The 14661-nt window shown below is 59.1% G+C and carries 15 protein-coding genes; 4 read left to right on the forward strand and 11 right to left on the reverse strand.

The genetic code is table 11. The annotated features are described in order from the left end of the window. Position 1: 1 nt before the first annotated feature. The 5 genes from F8B91_RS12425 to galE all read right to left on the reverse strand — a co-directional run bounded on the left by F8B91_RS12425 (position 2) and on the right by galE (position 4015). Positions 2-1192, reverse strand: a complete 1191-nt coding sequence (locus F8B91_RS12425) for a lytic murein transglycosylase (protein WP_196504147.1) — start codon at positions 1190-1192, stop codon at positions 2-4. A 66-nt stretch (positions 1193-1258) separates the two neighbouring features. Beyond that, positions 1259-1876, reverse strand: a complete 618-nt coding sequence (locus tag F8B91_RS12430; protein ID WP_196504148.1) for a LysE family translocator — start codon at positions 1874-1876, stop codon at positions 1259-1261. Positions 1877-1895: 19 nt separating this feature from the next. After that, positions 1896-2528 carry a LysE family translocator gene (locus F8B91_RS12435; RefSeq protein ID WP_196504149.1) on the reverse strand — a complete coding sequence of 211 codons (633 nt, stop codon included), beginning with the start codon at positions 2526-2528 and terminating at the stop codon, positions 1896-1898. A 153-nt stretch (positions 2529-2681) separates the two neighbouring features. Beyond that, entirely contained in the window at positions 2682-3062 is a 381-nt protein-coding gene (locus F8B91_RS12440) for a GIY-YIG nuclease family protein (RefSeq protein ID WP_348641795.1), read from the reverse strand. Next, positions 3026-4015: a UDP-glucose 4-epimerase GalE gene (galE, locus tag F8B91_RS12445; RefSeq protein WP_196504150.1), complete on the reverse strand. Its 990-nt coding sequence runs from the start codon at positions 4013-4015 to the stop codon at positions 3026-3028. The genes F8B91_RS12440 and galE overlap by 37 nt, the downstream gene beginning before the upstream one ends. Positions 4016-4141: 126 nt before the next feature. Here galE and galU point away from each other — a divergent pair, with 126 nt between their 5' ends. Next, positions 4142-5125 (forward strand): UTP--glucose-1-phosphate uridylyltransferase GalU, encoded by a 984-nt coding sequence (gene galU / locus F8B91_RS12450; protein WP_196504151.1) that lies wholly within the window; start codon positions 4142-4144, stop codon positions 5123-5125. Here galU and F8B91_RS12455 read toward each other — a convergent pair. The 3 genes from F8B91_RS12455 to F8B91_RS12465 all read right to left on the reverse strand — a co-directional run bounded on the left by F8B91_RS12455 (position 5122) and on the right by F8B91_RS12465 (position 7554). Next, entirely contained in the window at positions 5122-5505 is a 384-nt protein-coding gene (locus F8B91_RS12455) for an ester cyclase (RefSeq protein WP_196504152.1), read from the reverse strand. The genes galU and F8B91_RS12455 overlap by 4 nt on opposite strands. After that, positions 5502-6863: an outer membrane beta-barrel protein gene (locus tag F8B91_RS12460; protein WP_196504153.1), complete on the reverse strand. Its 1362-nt coding sequence runs from the start codon at positions 6861-6863 to the stop codon at positions 5502-5504. Before F8B91_RS12460 ends, F8B91_RS12455 begins: the two co-directional genes overlap by 4 nt. Positions 6864-6927: 64 nt before the next feature. Then, complete coding sequence (locus tag F8B91_RS12465; protein WP_196504154.1) at positions 6928-7554, reverse strand: TetR/AcrR family transcriptional regulator; 627 nt, start codon at positions 7552-7554, stop codon at positions 6928-6930. A 174-nt stretch (positions 7555-7728) separates the two neighbouring features. On the opposite strand from F8B91_RS12465, the gene F8B91_RS12470 reads away from it, so the two are divergent. From F8B91_RS12470 to F8B91_RS12480, 3 genes are all read left to right on the forward strand, one after another. Further along, positions 7729-8937, forward strand: a complete 1209-nt coding sequence (locus F8B91_RS12470) for an HlyD family secretion protein (RefSeq protein WP_196504155.1) — start codon at positions 7729-7731, stop codon at positions 8935-8937. Between the two features lie 12 nt (positions 8938-8949). Beyond that, positions 8950-10530 carry a DHA2 family efflux MFS transporter permease subunit gene (locus F8B91_RS12475; RefSeq protein ID WP_196504156.1) on the forward strand — a complete coding sequence of 527 codons (1581 nt, stop codon included), beginning with the start codon at positions 8950-8952 and terminating at the stop codon, positions 10528-10530. 80 nt (positions 10531-10610) lie between these two features. After that, positions 10611-11681: a glycosyltransferase family 4 protein gene (locus tag F8B91_RS12480; RefSeq protein ID WP_196504157.1), complete on the forward strand. Its 1071-nt coding sequence runs from the start codon at positions 10611-10613 to the stop codon at positions 11679-11681. On the opposite strand, the gene F8B91_RS12485 is transcribed toward F8B91_RS12480, so the two are convergent. The 3 genes from F8B91_RS12485 to F8B91_RS12495 are packed head-to-tail and all read right to left on the reverse strand — an operon-like array spanning position 11678 to position 14644. Then, positions 11678-12463, reverse strand: a complete 786-nt coding sequence (locus tag F8B91_RS12485; RefSeq protein ID WP_196504158.1) for a gamma-glutamyl-gamma-aminobutyrate hydrolase family protein — start codon at positions 12461-12463, stop codon at positions 11678-11680. The genes F8B91_RS12480 and F8B91_RS12485 overlap by 4 nt on opposite strands. 4 nt (positions 12464-12467) lie before the next feature. Further along, positions 12468-13724, reverse strand: a complete 1257-nt coding sequence (gene chrA, locus F8B91_RS12490) for a chromate efflux transporter (RefSeq protein ID WP_196504159.1) — start codon at positions 13722-13724, stop codon at positions 12468-12470. After that, positions 13724-14644: an arginase family protein gene (locus F8B91_RS12495; RefSeq protein WP_196504160.1), complete on the reverse strand. Its 921-nt coding sequence runs from the start codon at positions 14642-14644 to the stop codon at positions 13724-13726. Before F8B91_RS12495 ends, chrA begins: the two co-directional genes overlap by 1 nt. Between the last annotated feature and the right edge of the window lie 17 nt (positions 14645-14661).

Here is a 14661-nt window from a genome sequence, read left to right on the forward strand (position 1 = left end):
CCTAACCGCCCTTGCGCAGGTGCTCAAGCACTTTGCGCGCCGGGAAACCGTCAAGCGCCAGCCCCAGCTTTTTCTGATAGCCCAGTACCGCCTCATAGGTTTGCGCGCCAAAACGGCCGTCGGCACCACCCGTGTCAAACCCGGCTCGCGTCAGCCGGTTCTGCAATTCAACGCGCTCGGGAAAGGTAAGGTCGGTTGTCTGTGGCGGCCATACCGCCTGGATTTTGGGGCCGCCGCCAATCCGGTCGCCCAGATGGCCCACCGCCAGCGCATAGGCATGACTGAAGTTATAAGCCAGCAGCGCCTTGAAATTCTGCGTCACCAAAAACACCGGGCCGTCCATGCCTTGCGGGATCATCACAAAGGCCGGTGCAGCAGGGGCCGAGAATGTGGCGCCAATCGCCGGCGTGATGCCAAGCTTCACCCATTCTGAAACCGGCTTCCAGTGCCCACGCCCGATGAGCGAGCGATCAAATTTATCGGGCAACTTCACTTCCCAGCCCCAGGGCCGGTCGCCCTTCCAGCCGGAAAGCTTGAGGTAATTGGCGGTGGAGGCCAGTGCGTCTTCCTTGGAGTTCCAGATATCCTTCTTGCCGTCACCCGTCCAATCGGCAGCGGAAGAAATATAAGTGGCGGGGATGAATTGGGTGTGGCCCATGGCACCCGCCCACGAGCCCGTAAAATTATCGGGCGGGCGAATCCCGCTCTTCAGGATTTTGAAGGCCGGGATCAACTGGTCCTGCGCATAGTTCTTCTTGTTGCCGGTATAGATCAGCGTGGCCAGGCAGCGCATCACGCTCATCGAGCCCATGTCCTTGCCGAAATTGGATTCAACACCCCAGATGCCCAGCAGCACATCCTTGTCCACGCCATATTTGGCCTGGATGGCGGAAAGCAGCTTGGCATTGTCGGCCAGCATCTGCTTGCCGGTATTGATGCGAATGTCGGTGACCGCCTTGTCGAGATATTCCGAAGTGGTGGATTTGAATTCCGGCTGGTTCTTGGCCAGCTTGATCACGACGGGATCAGGATCGGTGATGCCCTTGAAGGCCGCATCGAACAGCTCGCGCGAGAAACCCGCCTTCTGCACGCGCGGCCACAGAGTCTGGATAAAGGCCTCAAATTTCGGGTCGGCCTTGGCGGGTGCCGCCAGTGCAACGCCCATCAACAAGGCCAAGATCAATTTCCGCATCAATGTCCCCTCAAGATTCGAGCAGGACCTTAGCAGGCAATACGAATTTGATGAAATAAGGGCGGTTTAGCCCTTGAGCGCGATGACGGCGGCAGCGCCGGCCATCAGCCCGGCGGAGCCCTGGTTGATGCGTTTGAGCGCTTTGGCCGACTGGAACACCATGCGGGCCCGCTTGGCCAGATAGAGAATGCTGAAAGTGAGAAACGGCGCAAAGGGCGCCATCACCGAAAGCATCGCAAGATACGACCAGAAGGTCACATGCGTCACATCAACCACCAGCGGCATCACCGAGACGAAGAACACGATGACCTTGGGGTTGCCCAGACACAGCGTCAACGCGCCCATGAAACTGGGCCAGGCGGCGGTGGCCACATGCGCTTCATGAATGTCGGTCACATGCGGAGGGGCGCGCCAGATCTTCCAGGCCAGATAAATCAAATAAGCGCAGCCCAGATATTTCACTGCCATGAAAGCCAGCGCAAACTGATGTGCCAAGGCCGAAAGGCCTGTGGCCGCAACGGTGAACCACACCATGTCGCCCAGCATGAAGCCCAGCGCGTATGGCCATGCACCCTTGAGGCCGGTGCCCAGCCCGCGCGCAATCATCGCGGCCACACCAGGCCCCGGCGTGATCACGAAGATGAAATAGACAAGCGCAAAGAAGGCAAGACCGGTCACTGACATGGCGCGGCTTCTACGCTGCTCAACGCTGGCTTTCAACCGCCATGCGCAGCGCCAGCCCGGCAAGCACCGTGCCCATCAGCCAGCGTTGCAGCCGCGCGAAAAGCGGCTTCTCACGCAGGAACAGCGCAATGGTTCCCGCCGCCATGGCGATGGCCGCATTCATGATCATGCTGATGGTGATCTGCACCGCACCCAGCACCAGCGCTTGGCCCAGAACCGGGCCGGATGCAGGATCAATGAACTGCGGCAATAGGGAGAGATAGAGCAGCGCCGCTTTCGGATTGAGCAGATTGGTCAGCAGCCCCATCACGAACAGCTTGCGCGGCCCATCCACCGGCAAATCACGCACTTCAAACGGAGAGCGCCCACCCGGCTTTAACGCACCCCAGGCCAGCCACGCAAGATAGCATGCACCGGCGATGCGCAACGCGTCATAGGCATAAGGCACAGCCATCACGATGGCCGTAATGCCAAAAGCCGCGCAGAGCAGATAAAACACAAACCCGACAAACACCCCGCCTAGCGAAATCAAAGCCGCCACCCGCCCCTGCACGATAGAGCGAGAGACGAGATACATCATGTTAGGCCCAGGCGTGAGCACCATGCCGAGGGCAACAAGGGCAAAGGCAAAGATGTGCAAGGTGGAGGGCATGGCGTGGGAAATTAGAGGCCCGGCTACAGCTTAACAAGCCGAAGCTTGTCCCTATTGTCCCAAACTCTCCATGGGCGGGCTCGACCCGCCCACCCAGTCTAAAGCTCCAACTTCATTTCTCTCCATGGGCGGGCTCGACCCGCCCGCCCAGTCTTAAGCCAAGGTCTCGTAGAGATCCGCCCAATCAGGATTGTCCTTTTCAATCAGATCAAGCTTCCAGCGCCTGGGCCAATGCTTGATATTTGACTCGCGCTGAATGGCGTCAGTCACCATGTCGTAGCTTTCGTACCAGACCAGCATTTTCAACCCGTATTTCTGGGTGAAGGCTGACCCTCTGCCCTCGCGATGGGCAAAAATGCGCGCGGCCAGATTGTTGGTCACCCCGCAATAAAGCGTGCCATTGCGCTTGTTGGTGACAATGTAGACATGGCCCTGCGGCATCTGGGCATGCTGCAAAGACTGGGTCGACGGGTCAAGCCCGCCGATGGAGAATTTGCCTACTTCGCGTTTCGCCTTGCCAGATGCTTTTCCCAATCCAGCGCGGTCTTCACGATGAAATCGAGATTCTCATATTGCGGCTTCCAGCCCAGCACGTCGCGCACCTTCTGCGCACCAGCCACGATGCCAGCGGGATCACCCGGGCGGCGCGGCACCAGCTTGTGCGGCACTGGCTTGCCATTGGCCTTGCCCACCGCCTCAATCACTTCAAGAACAGAATAGCCCTTGCCATAGCCGCAATTGAAAATGCCGCTCGCCCCACCGGCACGCAGATGTTTCAGCGCCTGCATATGCGCCGCAATCAGATCGCTCACATGGATATAGTCGCGCAAACAGGTGCCGTCCGGCGTCGGATAATCGGTGCCGAACACATCCATCGAGGCCCGCTGGCCCAGCGCCGTTTCACAGGCCACCTTGATCAGATGCGTGGCGCGCGGGGTGGATTGACCGGTGCGGCCTTTCGGGTCAGCACCCGCCACATTGAAATAGCGCAGCGCCACATAGTTGAAGTCATAAGCGAACTGCGAATCCTTCAACATATATTCGGTCATCAGCTTCGATGTACCGTAAGGCGAAATCGGTGCGGGCGTGGCATCTTCAAACACTGGCGTCGTGGTCGGGTTGCCATAGACAGCCGCCGTGGATGAGAAGATGAACTTCTTCACCCCACCCTTCACGGCGGCCGCCAGCAATGCCCGCGATTTCACCGTGTTGTTGTTGTAATAGGCCAATGGATCAGCCACCGATTCCGGCACAATGATCGAACCGGCAAAATGCACGATGGCTTCCACCTTGTGCTCGGCGATGATCTTGGCCAGTAGCTCCTCATCGCCGATATCGCCCTGAACAAGCTTGGCGCCGGGTGCGATCGCCCAGGCAAAACCGGTGGAGAGGTTATCCAGCACCACCACGTCTTCGCCCGCGTCGGTCAGCGCCAGTACCATGTGGCTGCCGATGTAACCTGCCCCGCCCGTCACCAAAACGCTCATGTCATACTCCTGAACAATCGGAACAATATGGCCCAATTGGCGTTTCAGAAATCGTTACGCCTGCGCTATGTAGTGACTCGCGCGGCAATGCTGGTAAACAAAGTCTGAACAGAGGGGCCTTTATCCATGATACGTCCGATCCGCACGGCGGTGTTTCCTGTCGCAGGCCTAGGTACGCGCTTTTTGCCGGCCACCAAGGCCATGCCCAAGGAAATGCTCACCGTTGTTGACAAGCCCTTGATCCAGCATGTGGTCGAAGAGGCGGCGGGGGCCGGCGTTGAGCATTTCGTTTTCGTCACCGGCCGCAACAAGGCGGTGATCGAAGACCATTTCGACAAGCAATATGAGCTTGAATCCACGCTTCGCAGGCGCGGCAAGTCATCCCAGCTCACCCTGCTGGAGGCCGATCTGCCCGGTGCCGGACAAACCAGTTTCACCCGCCAGCAGGAACCGTTGGGCCTGGGCCACGCCGTCTGGTGCGCCCGCCATCTCGTCGGCCATGAGCCCTTCGCCGTGCTGCTGCCCGATATGCTGATCAAGGCCAGCCCCGGCTGCCTGGCGCAGATGGTGGATGTCTATAACCAGCGCGGCGGCGGCAACATCATCGCCGTGGAACAAGCGCCCTGGGAACATGTGCATCGCTACGGCGTCGTCGCGCATGACCAGTGGAAGGACAATCACTTCTCGATTTCCGCGATGGTCGAAAAGCCCAAGCGCGAGGATGCGCCGTCAAACCTCATCATTTCCGGCCGCTATATTTTGCAGCCGGAAATTTTCTCCGAGATTGAAAAGGTGAAGCCAGGCTCCGGCGGCGAAATCCAGATCACCGACGCGATGATCGCTCTATCGCATTACCAGCCTTTCCACGGCCTGCGCTTCCACGGCACCACTTATGACTGCGGCGACAAAGTCGGCTTCCTCGCCGCCAATGTAGCCTATGCGATGGAACACGAAGAGGTGGCGGAACCGTTCAAGGCGGCACTGCAGGAAATCATCGCCAAGAAAGGCGGCTTCCTGAGCTGGCACGCCAACAGCGAACTCGCCAAGGTACTGCAGGATATCAAGGCTGGCGATGCCAGTGATACCGGGCCGGTAAAGGCGAAGGCTTAAGGCGAGAGCTGCCGCACGATCGCACCGGTATCGATCACCGACCAAACTTGCGCCACCTTGCCGTCGCGGAACTTGTAAATCACATGTTCCTGAAACGTCACCCGGCGGCCATTGATCGGCAAGCCGAAGAATTCGCCCTTCGGCGAACAGTCAAACACCAGTCGCGCCGAAACGTGATCCGCATCACAAACCAGCAGCTCGATATTGAACCGCAGATCCGGAATTTCCCGGAAGTCGCGTTCCAGCATTCTGCGGTAACCCGCTAGGCCGAAACGGTCGCCATTATGCACCGCATCCTCATGCACAAAGTCGCCCAGCCGCGCCCAATCCTGTGCATTGAGGCAAGCGATGTATCCGCGATAGTTGGATTCTAAACTCATGGCCGGATCGTCACGCCCACAAAGGCGCGCTGCTCGTCGTAATTGGCTGTCTCGGTCGGCGTCATGTTCCATGTACTTTGCAGCGTGCCACTCAGCACAAGATGTGGATTGAGCTGCCAGTCGGCACCCAGCGAAACGACGCTGTTCAGATCGTGGCCTACGCCGCTGTCATCCGACGAAACACTGAAGGACGCACCCGCGCGCAGATTGATATTGTCGCGCAGCGCATAGGTGGCGTTCAGGCCCCCGGTCCAGCCCGCACTTGAGGAAATTCCGGCCGCACTGGAATCGTTGATGGTGACCCCGGCATTGGCCACGATCGTCCACAATTCCGTGGGGCTCCAGGTCAGTGACGCGGTAACACCGGGCACCAGCGCATTGGCCAGCGATGAATCACTGTAGTGGCGGCCCAGCAGGACAGCGGCGATGTCGCCACTCCAGATCGGTCCGTCATCCAGCACCACGCCCAAAGCCGCGCCATAGCCCTGGCTGTTGCGATGGAAGCCGCCGGAATCCACTTCATGGTCATGCAGGCGCATGTCGGTGGTCACTTGCGCATAGGGCTTGATGCGCGCACCCGGCTGGCCAAAGGTGGCGCGCAGGCTCAGGCTCGGTGCAACATAATCGCTGTCGGAATTATTCTGAGTCGTGCCATCGGTCAGATCGACATTGCCAAAGGTGGAACGGTTGATCCCCAAAGTGGCCTTGCCGGCCCAGGAGCCGAAATCATGCGCGATGGCCGTGTTGGCACCATAGCTGAAATCACGCCGCGGCCCCTTGGCGGTGGAAGGCACGCCGGAGGAGCCGGCATTGGCTTCGCTCATGTCAAAATCAGCGCCGAATTCCGCGTAGGTGTCGCGCCTGATATCCAGCTTGAAGGTCGTATCGCCGCTGCCGGTCAGGCGGTTGGCCGAAGTGACGGATGAGAAGCGCTGCCAATCCAGATTGAGATTGCCGCTCCATTGATGCACTGGCCATTTGGTGGTGAAGCTGAGCGACGGCTTGATTTCGATGCCCACATCGCTCTGCCGGTTGTCATGCGTCAGCCCGGCATTGTTGGTGATCACGCTGCCGATCTGCAAAGTGGGCTTCAGCGCAAAGGCGCCATCATCGAACCCATACACGTCATAGGGGTTGTCTTGCGTTTTGCTCTTGTGGCGGTGCGGCTTTTCCGGCTCATCCGGCAGCACGGGCATTTGGGGCGCAACAACAGCCGTACCGTCAGCAGCCGAACCATCATCAGCGATATCCGCTCCGGCAGCCGGCACATTGCCGTAAATATCCATGTCAGCCGCAAATGAAGCGGACGAGGCAAGCAGAACAAACAAACTGGCTGCAATAACGCGAGACGGGACCATGCTTTCTCATAGCGAAAACATGGTTAACATCTGCTTTCCCGCAGGGAATTCCGCTTGGTGACAGTTACTTCCGCGCCAGTCCCTTGAGGAACAATTTCACCCCGGCAGCCACCGCTTCTTCGGTGTTCAGCGGGCTGGCAAAACGCGGGGTGGCAAACAGCTTGGGCTTCATCAGACCGCAATGGACAAGCTCGCCAAACTGCATGGCGGCATGAATGGGATTGGCCTGTTCCAGCGTGCCGTCATCCATCTTGCGCTGCAGATAGGGTGCGATCTTGCTGATCGAGTAAGCCGGCCCGGCCTCATAGAAGGCGCTGCCCACTTCCGGGAACTTGGCGGCCACCGCCAGCACCATGCGAATATAGGCGATGGATTCATCCGAGGTGATCAGGTTCGACATGCGCAGGCCGAGCTCGGTCAGCACTTCTTCGATGGGGCGCGATTCATCGCCGATCACAATGGCGCGCTCGGCCTGGCTGCGCCGGTCATCGAACACCAAAGCCTCGAACAGCTTCTCCTTGGAGGGGAAATAGGCATAGACCGTGCCCTTGGAGACCCCCGCCGCCTTCACGATGTCATTCATGCTGGCGCCGTCAAAACCCTGCTCCAGGAAGCAGCGGCGGGCGCCATCCAGCACCTGGCTGCGCTTGGCGCTGTCGAATTGCTCATCGGTAACAAGGGCTTCGGTCATTTTTGGCTCACGGGCTCGAAATTATTTCACTAGACTGAACGGTTCGGTCTTGTAACTAACATCGGAAAATGCTAATTGCAAGCTGTAACGAACCGTTCGGTTCAAAATATTCATGCCCCGGCTGAGAAACAAGAGAGCGCCGGAGCCATTAAGTCCATAGGAAAGTTCAAAATCATGTCGAGCCCGGCTCTGAAATCCACTGCTAATGAAGCCCCCAAGCCCGCTTTGGTGCCACCCCCGGCTGCTGCCGCGCCCGCTCCAGCTGCTGCACCTGCCGCCAAGAAGGCCTCGCCGGTGCGCCGCATCATCATGGGCACGATTGCCATCGCCGCTTTGGCCGCGGCTGTCTTTTACGGCCACGAATATTGGACCGTCGGCCGTTTCCAGGTGTCCACCGATGATGCTTATGTGAAGGCCGATACATCAGTCGTCAGCACCAAGGTCGCAGGCCTCGTCACCGCAACGCCGGTTCTCAACAACACCGCTGTCAAGGCTGGTGACGTGATCCTGAAGCTGGACGACACTGACTATAAGTTGGCGCTTGCCACCGCCAAGGCCAACATTGCTACGCAGACCGCAGCTCTCGCAGTATTCGGCAAGCAGAAGATCGCACAGGAAGCACAAATCAATTCGGTCGAAGCGCAAGTGAACGCCGCGCAGGCTTCTTTACAGTCAGCGCAAGCTATCCAAACCAACGCTCAGCAGAGCCAGGCCCGCGCCGCACAACTGCAGAAGTCATCCTATGGCACCCAGCAAGCCCTGGATGATGCCAACCGCGCGGTGAACACCGCCAATGCCAGCGTGGCCCAGGCCCAGGCCGGTATTGCCCAGGCCACAGCCGGTGTGACCGCCGCCAAGGCCCAGCTCGATGTGCTTGATGCTAATGCCGCCCAGGCGCAAAGCGCGCTGGAAGGCATGAATATCGGCCTGCAGAAGGCCCAGCACGATCTGGACTCCGCTGAGATCAAGGCGCCCTTCGATGGCATCATCGCTAACCGCTCAGTAGCACCCGGCGAATATGTCGGCCCCGGCACCAATCTGATGGCGCTGGTTCCCGTGCAGCTGTCCTTTATCACCGCCAATTTCAAGGAAACCCAGATCGGCGACATTCACGCCGGCCAGAAGGTTGAAATCGAAGTCGATGCCTTCAAGGGCGAGACCTTCGAAGGCAAGGTGCAGAGCGTGGCCCCGGCCTCCGGCTCCGAATTCTCATTGCTGCCGCCAGACAATGCCACCGGCAACTTCACCAAGATCACCCAGCGCATCCCGGTAAAGATCGTGCTGCCGGAAGATCTGTCGAAGAAGCTGAAGCCCGGCATGTCGGTCGCCGTTTCAGTCGACCTGCGCGACAAGGGCACTGATACCCAGTCTGCTTCCAACTAAGGCGTAACGTAGATGTCCGCCACCGCCACCATGCCCATCACCAAGGCGCAGGAACCAGCCGTTCCTGTGCGCACCATTGTGGCTTTCATCTTCATGGTGTTCGGCATGTTCATGGCGATTCTGGACATCCAGATCGTCTCCTCCTCGCTGGCAGAAATCCAGGCCGGCATCTCGGCCTCGGCTGATGAAATCACCTGGGTACAAACCAGTTATCTCATCGCCGAAGTCGTGATGATCCCGCTCTCCGGCACACTGACGCGTATCTTCTCCACACGCTGGCTGTTTGTCGCTTCTGCCGCAAGTTTCACTGTGATGAGCCTGATGTGCGCACTCTCCAGCTCCATCAATGAAATGATGGTTTGGCGCGCCCTGCAGGGCTTCCTCGGGGGTGCTATGATCCCGACTGTTTTCGCAACCTCCTTCACCGTGTTCCCGCCGCGCATGCGTACGGTGATTTCGCCGGTGATCGGCCTGATCGCAACACTGGCCCCGACCATCGGGCCGACCGTTGGTGGTTATCTGACCGAGCTGTTCTCCTGGCACTGGCTGTTCCTCGTCAATATCATCCCCGGTATTGCCGTCACCATTGGTGCCTATCTGTTCATCGATTTCGACAAGCCCAATTACAGCCTGATCAAATTCTTCGATTGGACCGGGTTGGCCCTGCTCGCCGTGTTCCTCGGCACGCTGGAATATGTGCTGGAAGAAGGCCCCGGCGATGACTGGCTGAATTCCGCAGTCATCCGAAATCTCGTGCTGCTTTGCGCTACGTCCGGCGGGCTGTTCTTCTACCGCATGTTCACCAAGAAGGACCCGCTGGTTGATTTCTCGGCCTTCAAGGACCGCAACTTCGCCTCCGGTTGCCTGTTCTCCTTCACCATGGGCATTGGCCTCTACGGCCTCACCTATCTTTATCCGGTCTATCTCGCCCGCATCCAGAATTACTCATCTATGATGATCGGCGAGACGATGTTCGTCACCGGCGTGGCCATGTTCCTGACAGCACCCATCGCCGGGCGTCTCTCGGCCAAGGTTGATCCGCGCATCATGATTGGCGGCGGTTTCGTGGGCTTTGCCATCGGCACCTGGCAGGCGCATTACATTACGTCTGATTGGGCCTTCCACGAACTGCTCATCCCGCAGATCCTGCGCGGGGTGTCCTTGATGATGTGCATGGTCACCGTCACCAATATTTCGCTGGGCACGCTCAGCCCTCAAATGCTGCGCGGCGCATCGGGCCTTTTCAACCTCACGCGTAATCTCGGTGGTGCCGTGGGCCTGGCGCTGATCAACACCACCATGAACAACCGTTTCGATCTCCATCTCCAGCGCCTGCACGAAACCGTAAGCTGGAGTTCCGTTCAGGCCCAAACCACGCTGAACAACATGACGCATGCCTTCTCGCGCCTCGGCTCCAACGCCGATCTGGCCGCGCTGAAGCAGATGTCCCTGCTGGTGCGCCGCCAAGCCTTCACGCTGGCCATTGCCGATATTTTCTTCGTGCTGACAATTCTCTTTCTCGGCATCGTGCTGATGCTGCCGCTGCTCAAGAAGCCCACGCCTCCGCCCGCCTCAGCCGGCGGCGGGCACTAAGTTCGGCGTCCTCTCCCGCAAGCGGGCGAAGGAAAACCCCGTCATCCAATCGTCACTCGAATCCTGTCTCAAGCGCAACTATGCGCATTCTCATTGTCACTGACGCCTGGCCGCCACAGGTCAATGGCGTGGTCCGCACCCTGCAAACCGTGGGCGCCAAGTTGCGCCTGGCAGGCCACGATGTTCACTACATCACGCCGGAAGGCCGCAAAAGCTGGGGCGTTCCCAATTATCCTGAAATCCAGCTGGCCCTCGTCAGTGCCAAAACCATTGGCCGCGAAATCGATACGCTGGCCCCCGATGCGATCCATATCGCCACTGAAGGCCCGCTGGGCTGGGCCGCCCGCAAGGCGTGCCTGAAGCGCGGCTTGCCCTACACGACCAGCTTCCACACCCGCTTCGCCGAATATCTCGACATGCGCAGCCCCATTCCCGGCACCGGCAAATTCATCTGGTCCGTCCTGCGCCGCTTCCACCAACACGCCCAAGCCGTGATGGTGCCCACCCAAACCATCGCCACGCTGCTGGAAGACAAGGGCTTCCGCAATGTGAAGACCTGGACGCGCGGCGTGAATCATCAGAATTTCAAACCGCAAAAGACGCGCGACTATTTTGACCTGCCGCGTCCCATTCTGCTTCATGCCGGACGTTTGACACCGGAGAAGAACATCGAAGCGTTCCTCAAGCTTGATGTGCCGGGCTCAAAGGTGGTGGTCGGCGAAGGTCCGATCCGCCAAGACCTCGCCAACAAATATCCCAAGGCCTATTTCACCGGCTATCTGGCGGAACAAGACCTTGCCGCCGCCATGGCCAGCGCCGATTGCTTCATCTTCCCCAGCACCACCGATACATTCGGTCTGGTGATGATCGAAGCTATGGCCTGCGGCACGCCGGTTGCAGCCTTTCCTGTACCCAGCCCCGTCGATGTGATCGAAGACGGTGTGACCGGCGTGATGAATGCCGATTTGGCCGAAGCCATCAAAACTGCTTTGAAGCTTGATCGCACCAAGGTCCAGAAGGCGGCCCAGAAATTTACCTGGGAAAGAGTGGCCGACATGTTTGCCGGCTGGCTGGTACAGATCGGCGCGCAAAAGTTTGGCAAGGCCCAGAGCGACGACGCGGTTCTGAAACCCGTTTACGAACCGAACTAAGCCGAGCGCTTGTTGCCGTAGAAAACCTGTTCGCGCTCGCGCAGATGCGCCCGCACGGCGTCGCCGAACGCGGTAAAAATCTTCACGGAATCCGGATTGCTGGCGGCCTTGTATTCGGGGTGCCACTGCATGCCGAGGTTAAATCCGCGCGCGCCTTTCACCGACACAGCCTCGATAATGCCATCAGGTGCGGTCGCTTCCACCTGAAGGCCAGGCGCCAGGCTTTTCACACCCTGCCGGTGCACCGAATTGATCGTGGTCTCGCTCTTGCCAAGGATACGCGACAGAACACCATTCTTCTCAATGCTGATCTTGTGCGCCATCTTGTAGCGCTCGTCAGGGTCTTCACCATGGCCACGGTGATCGAGACGGCCGGGTTTGTCCTGCAACTCAGTCTCCAGTGTGCCGCCCATTGTCACATTGAGTTCCTGAAAACCACGGCAGATGCACAGCAGCGGAATGCCCCGCGCGATGACAGCCTTGATCAGCTTCAGCGTGGTCGTGTCGCGCGCATGGTCATAGGGTTCATGCGCCTCAGTGGCCTCTTCGCCATAATGCGGCGGATGCACATTGGAAACAGCCCCCGTCATCAGCACGCCGTCAAAATGATCGAGCAGCGCGTCGATCCCGGCTTCATCCAGCAGCGATGGAATCATCACCGATGCAACCTTCGACACATCCGTCAGTGCACGGACATATTTGTCGCCCAGCGAATGAAACAGGAAACCGGACTTTTCGTACGTATCGGCAGGAAGGCCGACCAAGGGAAGTTTTGCGCTCATGTTCTCACAACAGAGGAATGACGGATTTCCAGATTATGCCTAGGGTTGCAGCGAAAGCCAAGGTCCGCGTCATGCCCCATTTTGCATGGAGCAATGCAAGTGCAGCGAGGATGGTGAGGATCAAGGCAGGTGTATCGATTGTACTGAAATCCGGCCACCAGATGGGCACCGGGCCTTGGGCCCGCGCCACTGAACCGAAGATCACATGCAGTCCGAACCACAAGGAAAGATTCAAGATAACGCCCACCACGGCAGCCGTGACGCGTGACAAGGCCTTGGCCAGACGCGGATTGGACTGAATGTAAGCGAGATAGGGCGCACCGACGAAAACCCACAGGAAACAGGGTGCAAAGCTCATCCACAGGAAGATCAGGCCACCGAGCAACCCGGCCCAGATTGTCCCCTGCGCCTTCGCCGCAGCGAGAAAACCCACAAACTGCCCTACCAGGATCAACGGCCCCGGCGTGGTCTCAGCAAGCCCCAGCCCGTCAATCATTTGCCCCGCGGTGAGCCAGTGGTGCTGATCGACCACCGCCTGCCCCATGTAAGAAAGCATCGCATAAGCCCCACCGAATGTGACCACAGCCAGCCGCGCAAAGAAATTGCCGAGCCCGGCAAACACGCCGTCCGCCGCAGCCAGGTTCAACACCGCAAGCGGAGCCAGCCACACGAATGTCCAGATCATCGCCTGCCGCGCGACGGGCCGTGGGTCCGGCAGCGCCACCTTCTTACCCGGAACCTCGTCCGCCATCAGGAAGCCTGAAGCGGCCGCGAGAATGACCACCAGCGGAAATGGAACATTAAATCCAAAGATCGCCACGAAAGCCAATGCGGCCACCACATAGTCAGCATGGGATTTCAGCGCCCGCTTCGCCACCCGCACCAGCGCTTCCAGCACGATTGCCAGCACCGCCGCCTTGATGCCCCAGAACAGGGCATTGACCAGAGGCACATGGCCGAACAACGCATAAAGCGTGGCGAGCGCAAACATCACCACCGCCCCCGGCAGCACGAACAATAACCCCGCCGCCAACCCGCCCCACATGCCGTGGCTCCGCCAGCCCAGATAGATCGCCAGCTGCTGCGCCTCCGGCCCCGGAATAAACATGCAGAAATTCAGCGCGCTGAGAAATTCCTTTTCTGAAACCAGTTCGCGCTTTTCGATCACCTCGCGGTGCATCAGTGCAATCTGTCCCGCCGGGCCACCGAAGGATAAGCAGCCGATGCGCAGCCACAGGCGCATCATTTCAGGAAATGTCATCACTTAAATTGACGGCACACATGCCCCAGAACATGGGCGGCGATGCGCCCGGCAGTGAAGGCGGCCGTCCCCGTCAAGTCGCGCTTGGGTACAAATTCCACCATCGAAAAACCGGCAATCCGCGCCCGCGTCGCCACCCCGGCAATAAGGTCGATCACATGATTGAAGGAAAGCCCGCCTGGCGTCGGGTAGCCTACGGCCGGCATGATTGAGGAATCGAGCGCGTCGAGATCCAGCGCAATCACACAATGGCTGCCGGGCTCGATCTGACCCAGGATTTCATCCAGCCCGCGCTGCAAGACATGGCGCGAGGTGAACAAATGTGCGCCCCATTCACGGGCAGCGTTCAGATCATCAACCGGGCCACTGCCAACGCCGCGCGCCCCCACCTGCACGATGCGCCACACATGGGTCATCTCGGACGCGCGCCGCATGGTGGAAGAATAACCGGATTTTTCTCCAAAACGCACATCGCACCAGTCAATATGTGCATCAATCTGCAGAACGATGACGGGCGGCCCGCCGGAAAAGGCTTCAATGAAAGGAATAGGCACCGAGTCATCGCCACCGATCATGATCGGCACGGCACCCGCCTCGAGAATCTTGGTGGTCGTCTGCTTGATCAGGCTGCGGTTGCCTTTGCCGTCGGCAGGCTTGGTGCCGAGATTGCCAAGATCAACTGCACTGAACGCAGGATTGGGCAGCAGCACGCCCTCGAAATCAAAATCCCAATGCGACAGCATTCCGGCCTCACGGCCGAGTGCCGTGCGGATCGCTTCGCCACTGTCCGCTGTGCCCCGGTTGTCGATGCCCTTATAGGGTGTGCCATGCGGCGCGGCGAAAACGGCAGCCTGCGCGCCCTTGGCCGATTTGGCGAAGCTGGTGCCCAGAAAGGGCGAAGGTTTGACGGATTTGGCCATGGCGTCTTTCTAGCGCG

The sequence above is a fragment of the Aestuariivirga litoralis genome (genome assembly GCF_015714715.1).
GTDB classification, from domain to species: Bacteria; Pseudomonadota; Alphaproteobacteria; order Rhizobiales; family Aestuariivirgaceae; genus Aestuariivirga; species Aestuariivirga litoralis_A.

Bases quoted from the DNA above. Each gene is read 5' to 3' on its own strand.
- F8B91_RS12425 (WP_196504147.1), bottom strand. From the start codon at position 1,192: ATGCGGAAATTGATCTTGGCCTTGTTGATGGGCGTTGCACTGGCGGCA.
- F8B91_RS12430 (WP_196504148.1), bottom strand. From the start codon at position 1,876: ATGTCAGTGACCGGTCTTGCCTTCTTTGCGCTTGTCTATTTCATCTTC.
- F8B91_RS12435 (WP_196504149.1), bottom strand. From the start codon at position 2,528: ATGCCCTCCACCTTGCACATCTTTGCCTTTGCCCTTGTTGCCCTCGGC.
- galE (WP_196504150.1), bottom strand. From the start codon at position 4,015: ATGAGCGTTTTGGTGACGGGCGGGGCAGGTTACATCGGCAGCCACATG.
- galU (WP_196504151.1), top strand. From the start codon at position 4,142: ATGATACGTCCGATCCGCACGGCGGTGTTTCCTGTCGCAGGCCTAGGT.
- F8B91_RS12455 (WP_196504152.1), bottom strand. From the start codon at position 5,505: ATGAGTTTAGAATCCAACTATCGCGGATACATCGCTTGCCTCAATGCA.
- F8B91_RS12460 (WP_196504153.1), bottom strand. From the start codon at position 6,863: ATGGTCCCGTCTCGCGTTATTGCAGCCAGTTTGTTTGTTCTGCTTGCC.
- F8B91_RS12465 (WP_196504154.1), bottom strand. From the start codon at position 7,554: ATGACCGAAGCCCTTGTTACCGATGAGCAATTCGACAGCGCCAAGCGC.
- F8B91_RS12470 (WP_196504155.1), top strand. From the start codon at position 7,729: ATGTCGAGCCCGGCTCTGAAATCCACTGCTAATGAAGCCCCCAAGCCC.
- F8B91_RS12475 (WP_196504156.1), top strand. From the start codon at position 8,950: ATGTCCGCCACCGCCACCATGCCCATCACCAAGGCGCAGGAACCAGCC.
- F8B91_RS12480 (WP_196504157.1), top strand. From the start codon at position 10,611: ATGCGCATTCTCATTGTCACTGACGCCTGGCCGCCACAGGTCAATGGC.
- F8B91_RS12485 (WP_196504158.1), bottom strand. From the start codon at position 12,463: ATGAGCGCAAAACTTCCCTTGGTCGGCCTTCCTGCCGATACGTACGAA.
- chrA (WP_196504159.1), bottom strand. From the start codon at position 13,724: ATGACATTTCCTGAAATGATGCGCCTGTGGCTGCGCATCGGCTGCTTA.
- F8B91_RS12495 (WP_196504160.1), bottom strand. From the start codon at position 14,644: ATGGCCAAATCCGTCAAACCTTCGCCCTTTCTGGGCACCAGCTTCGCC.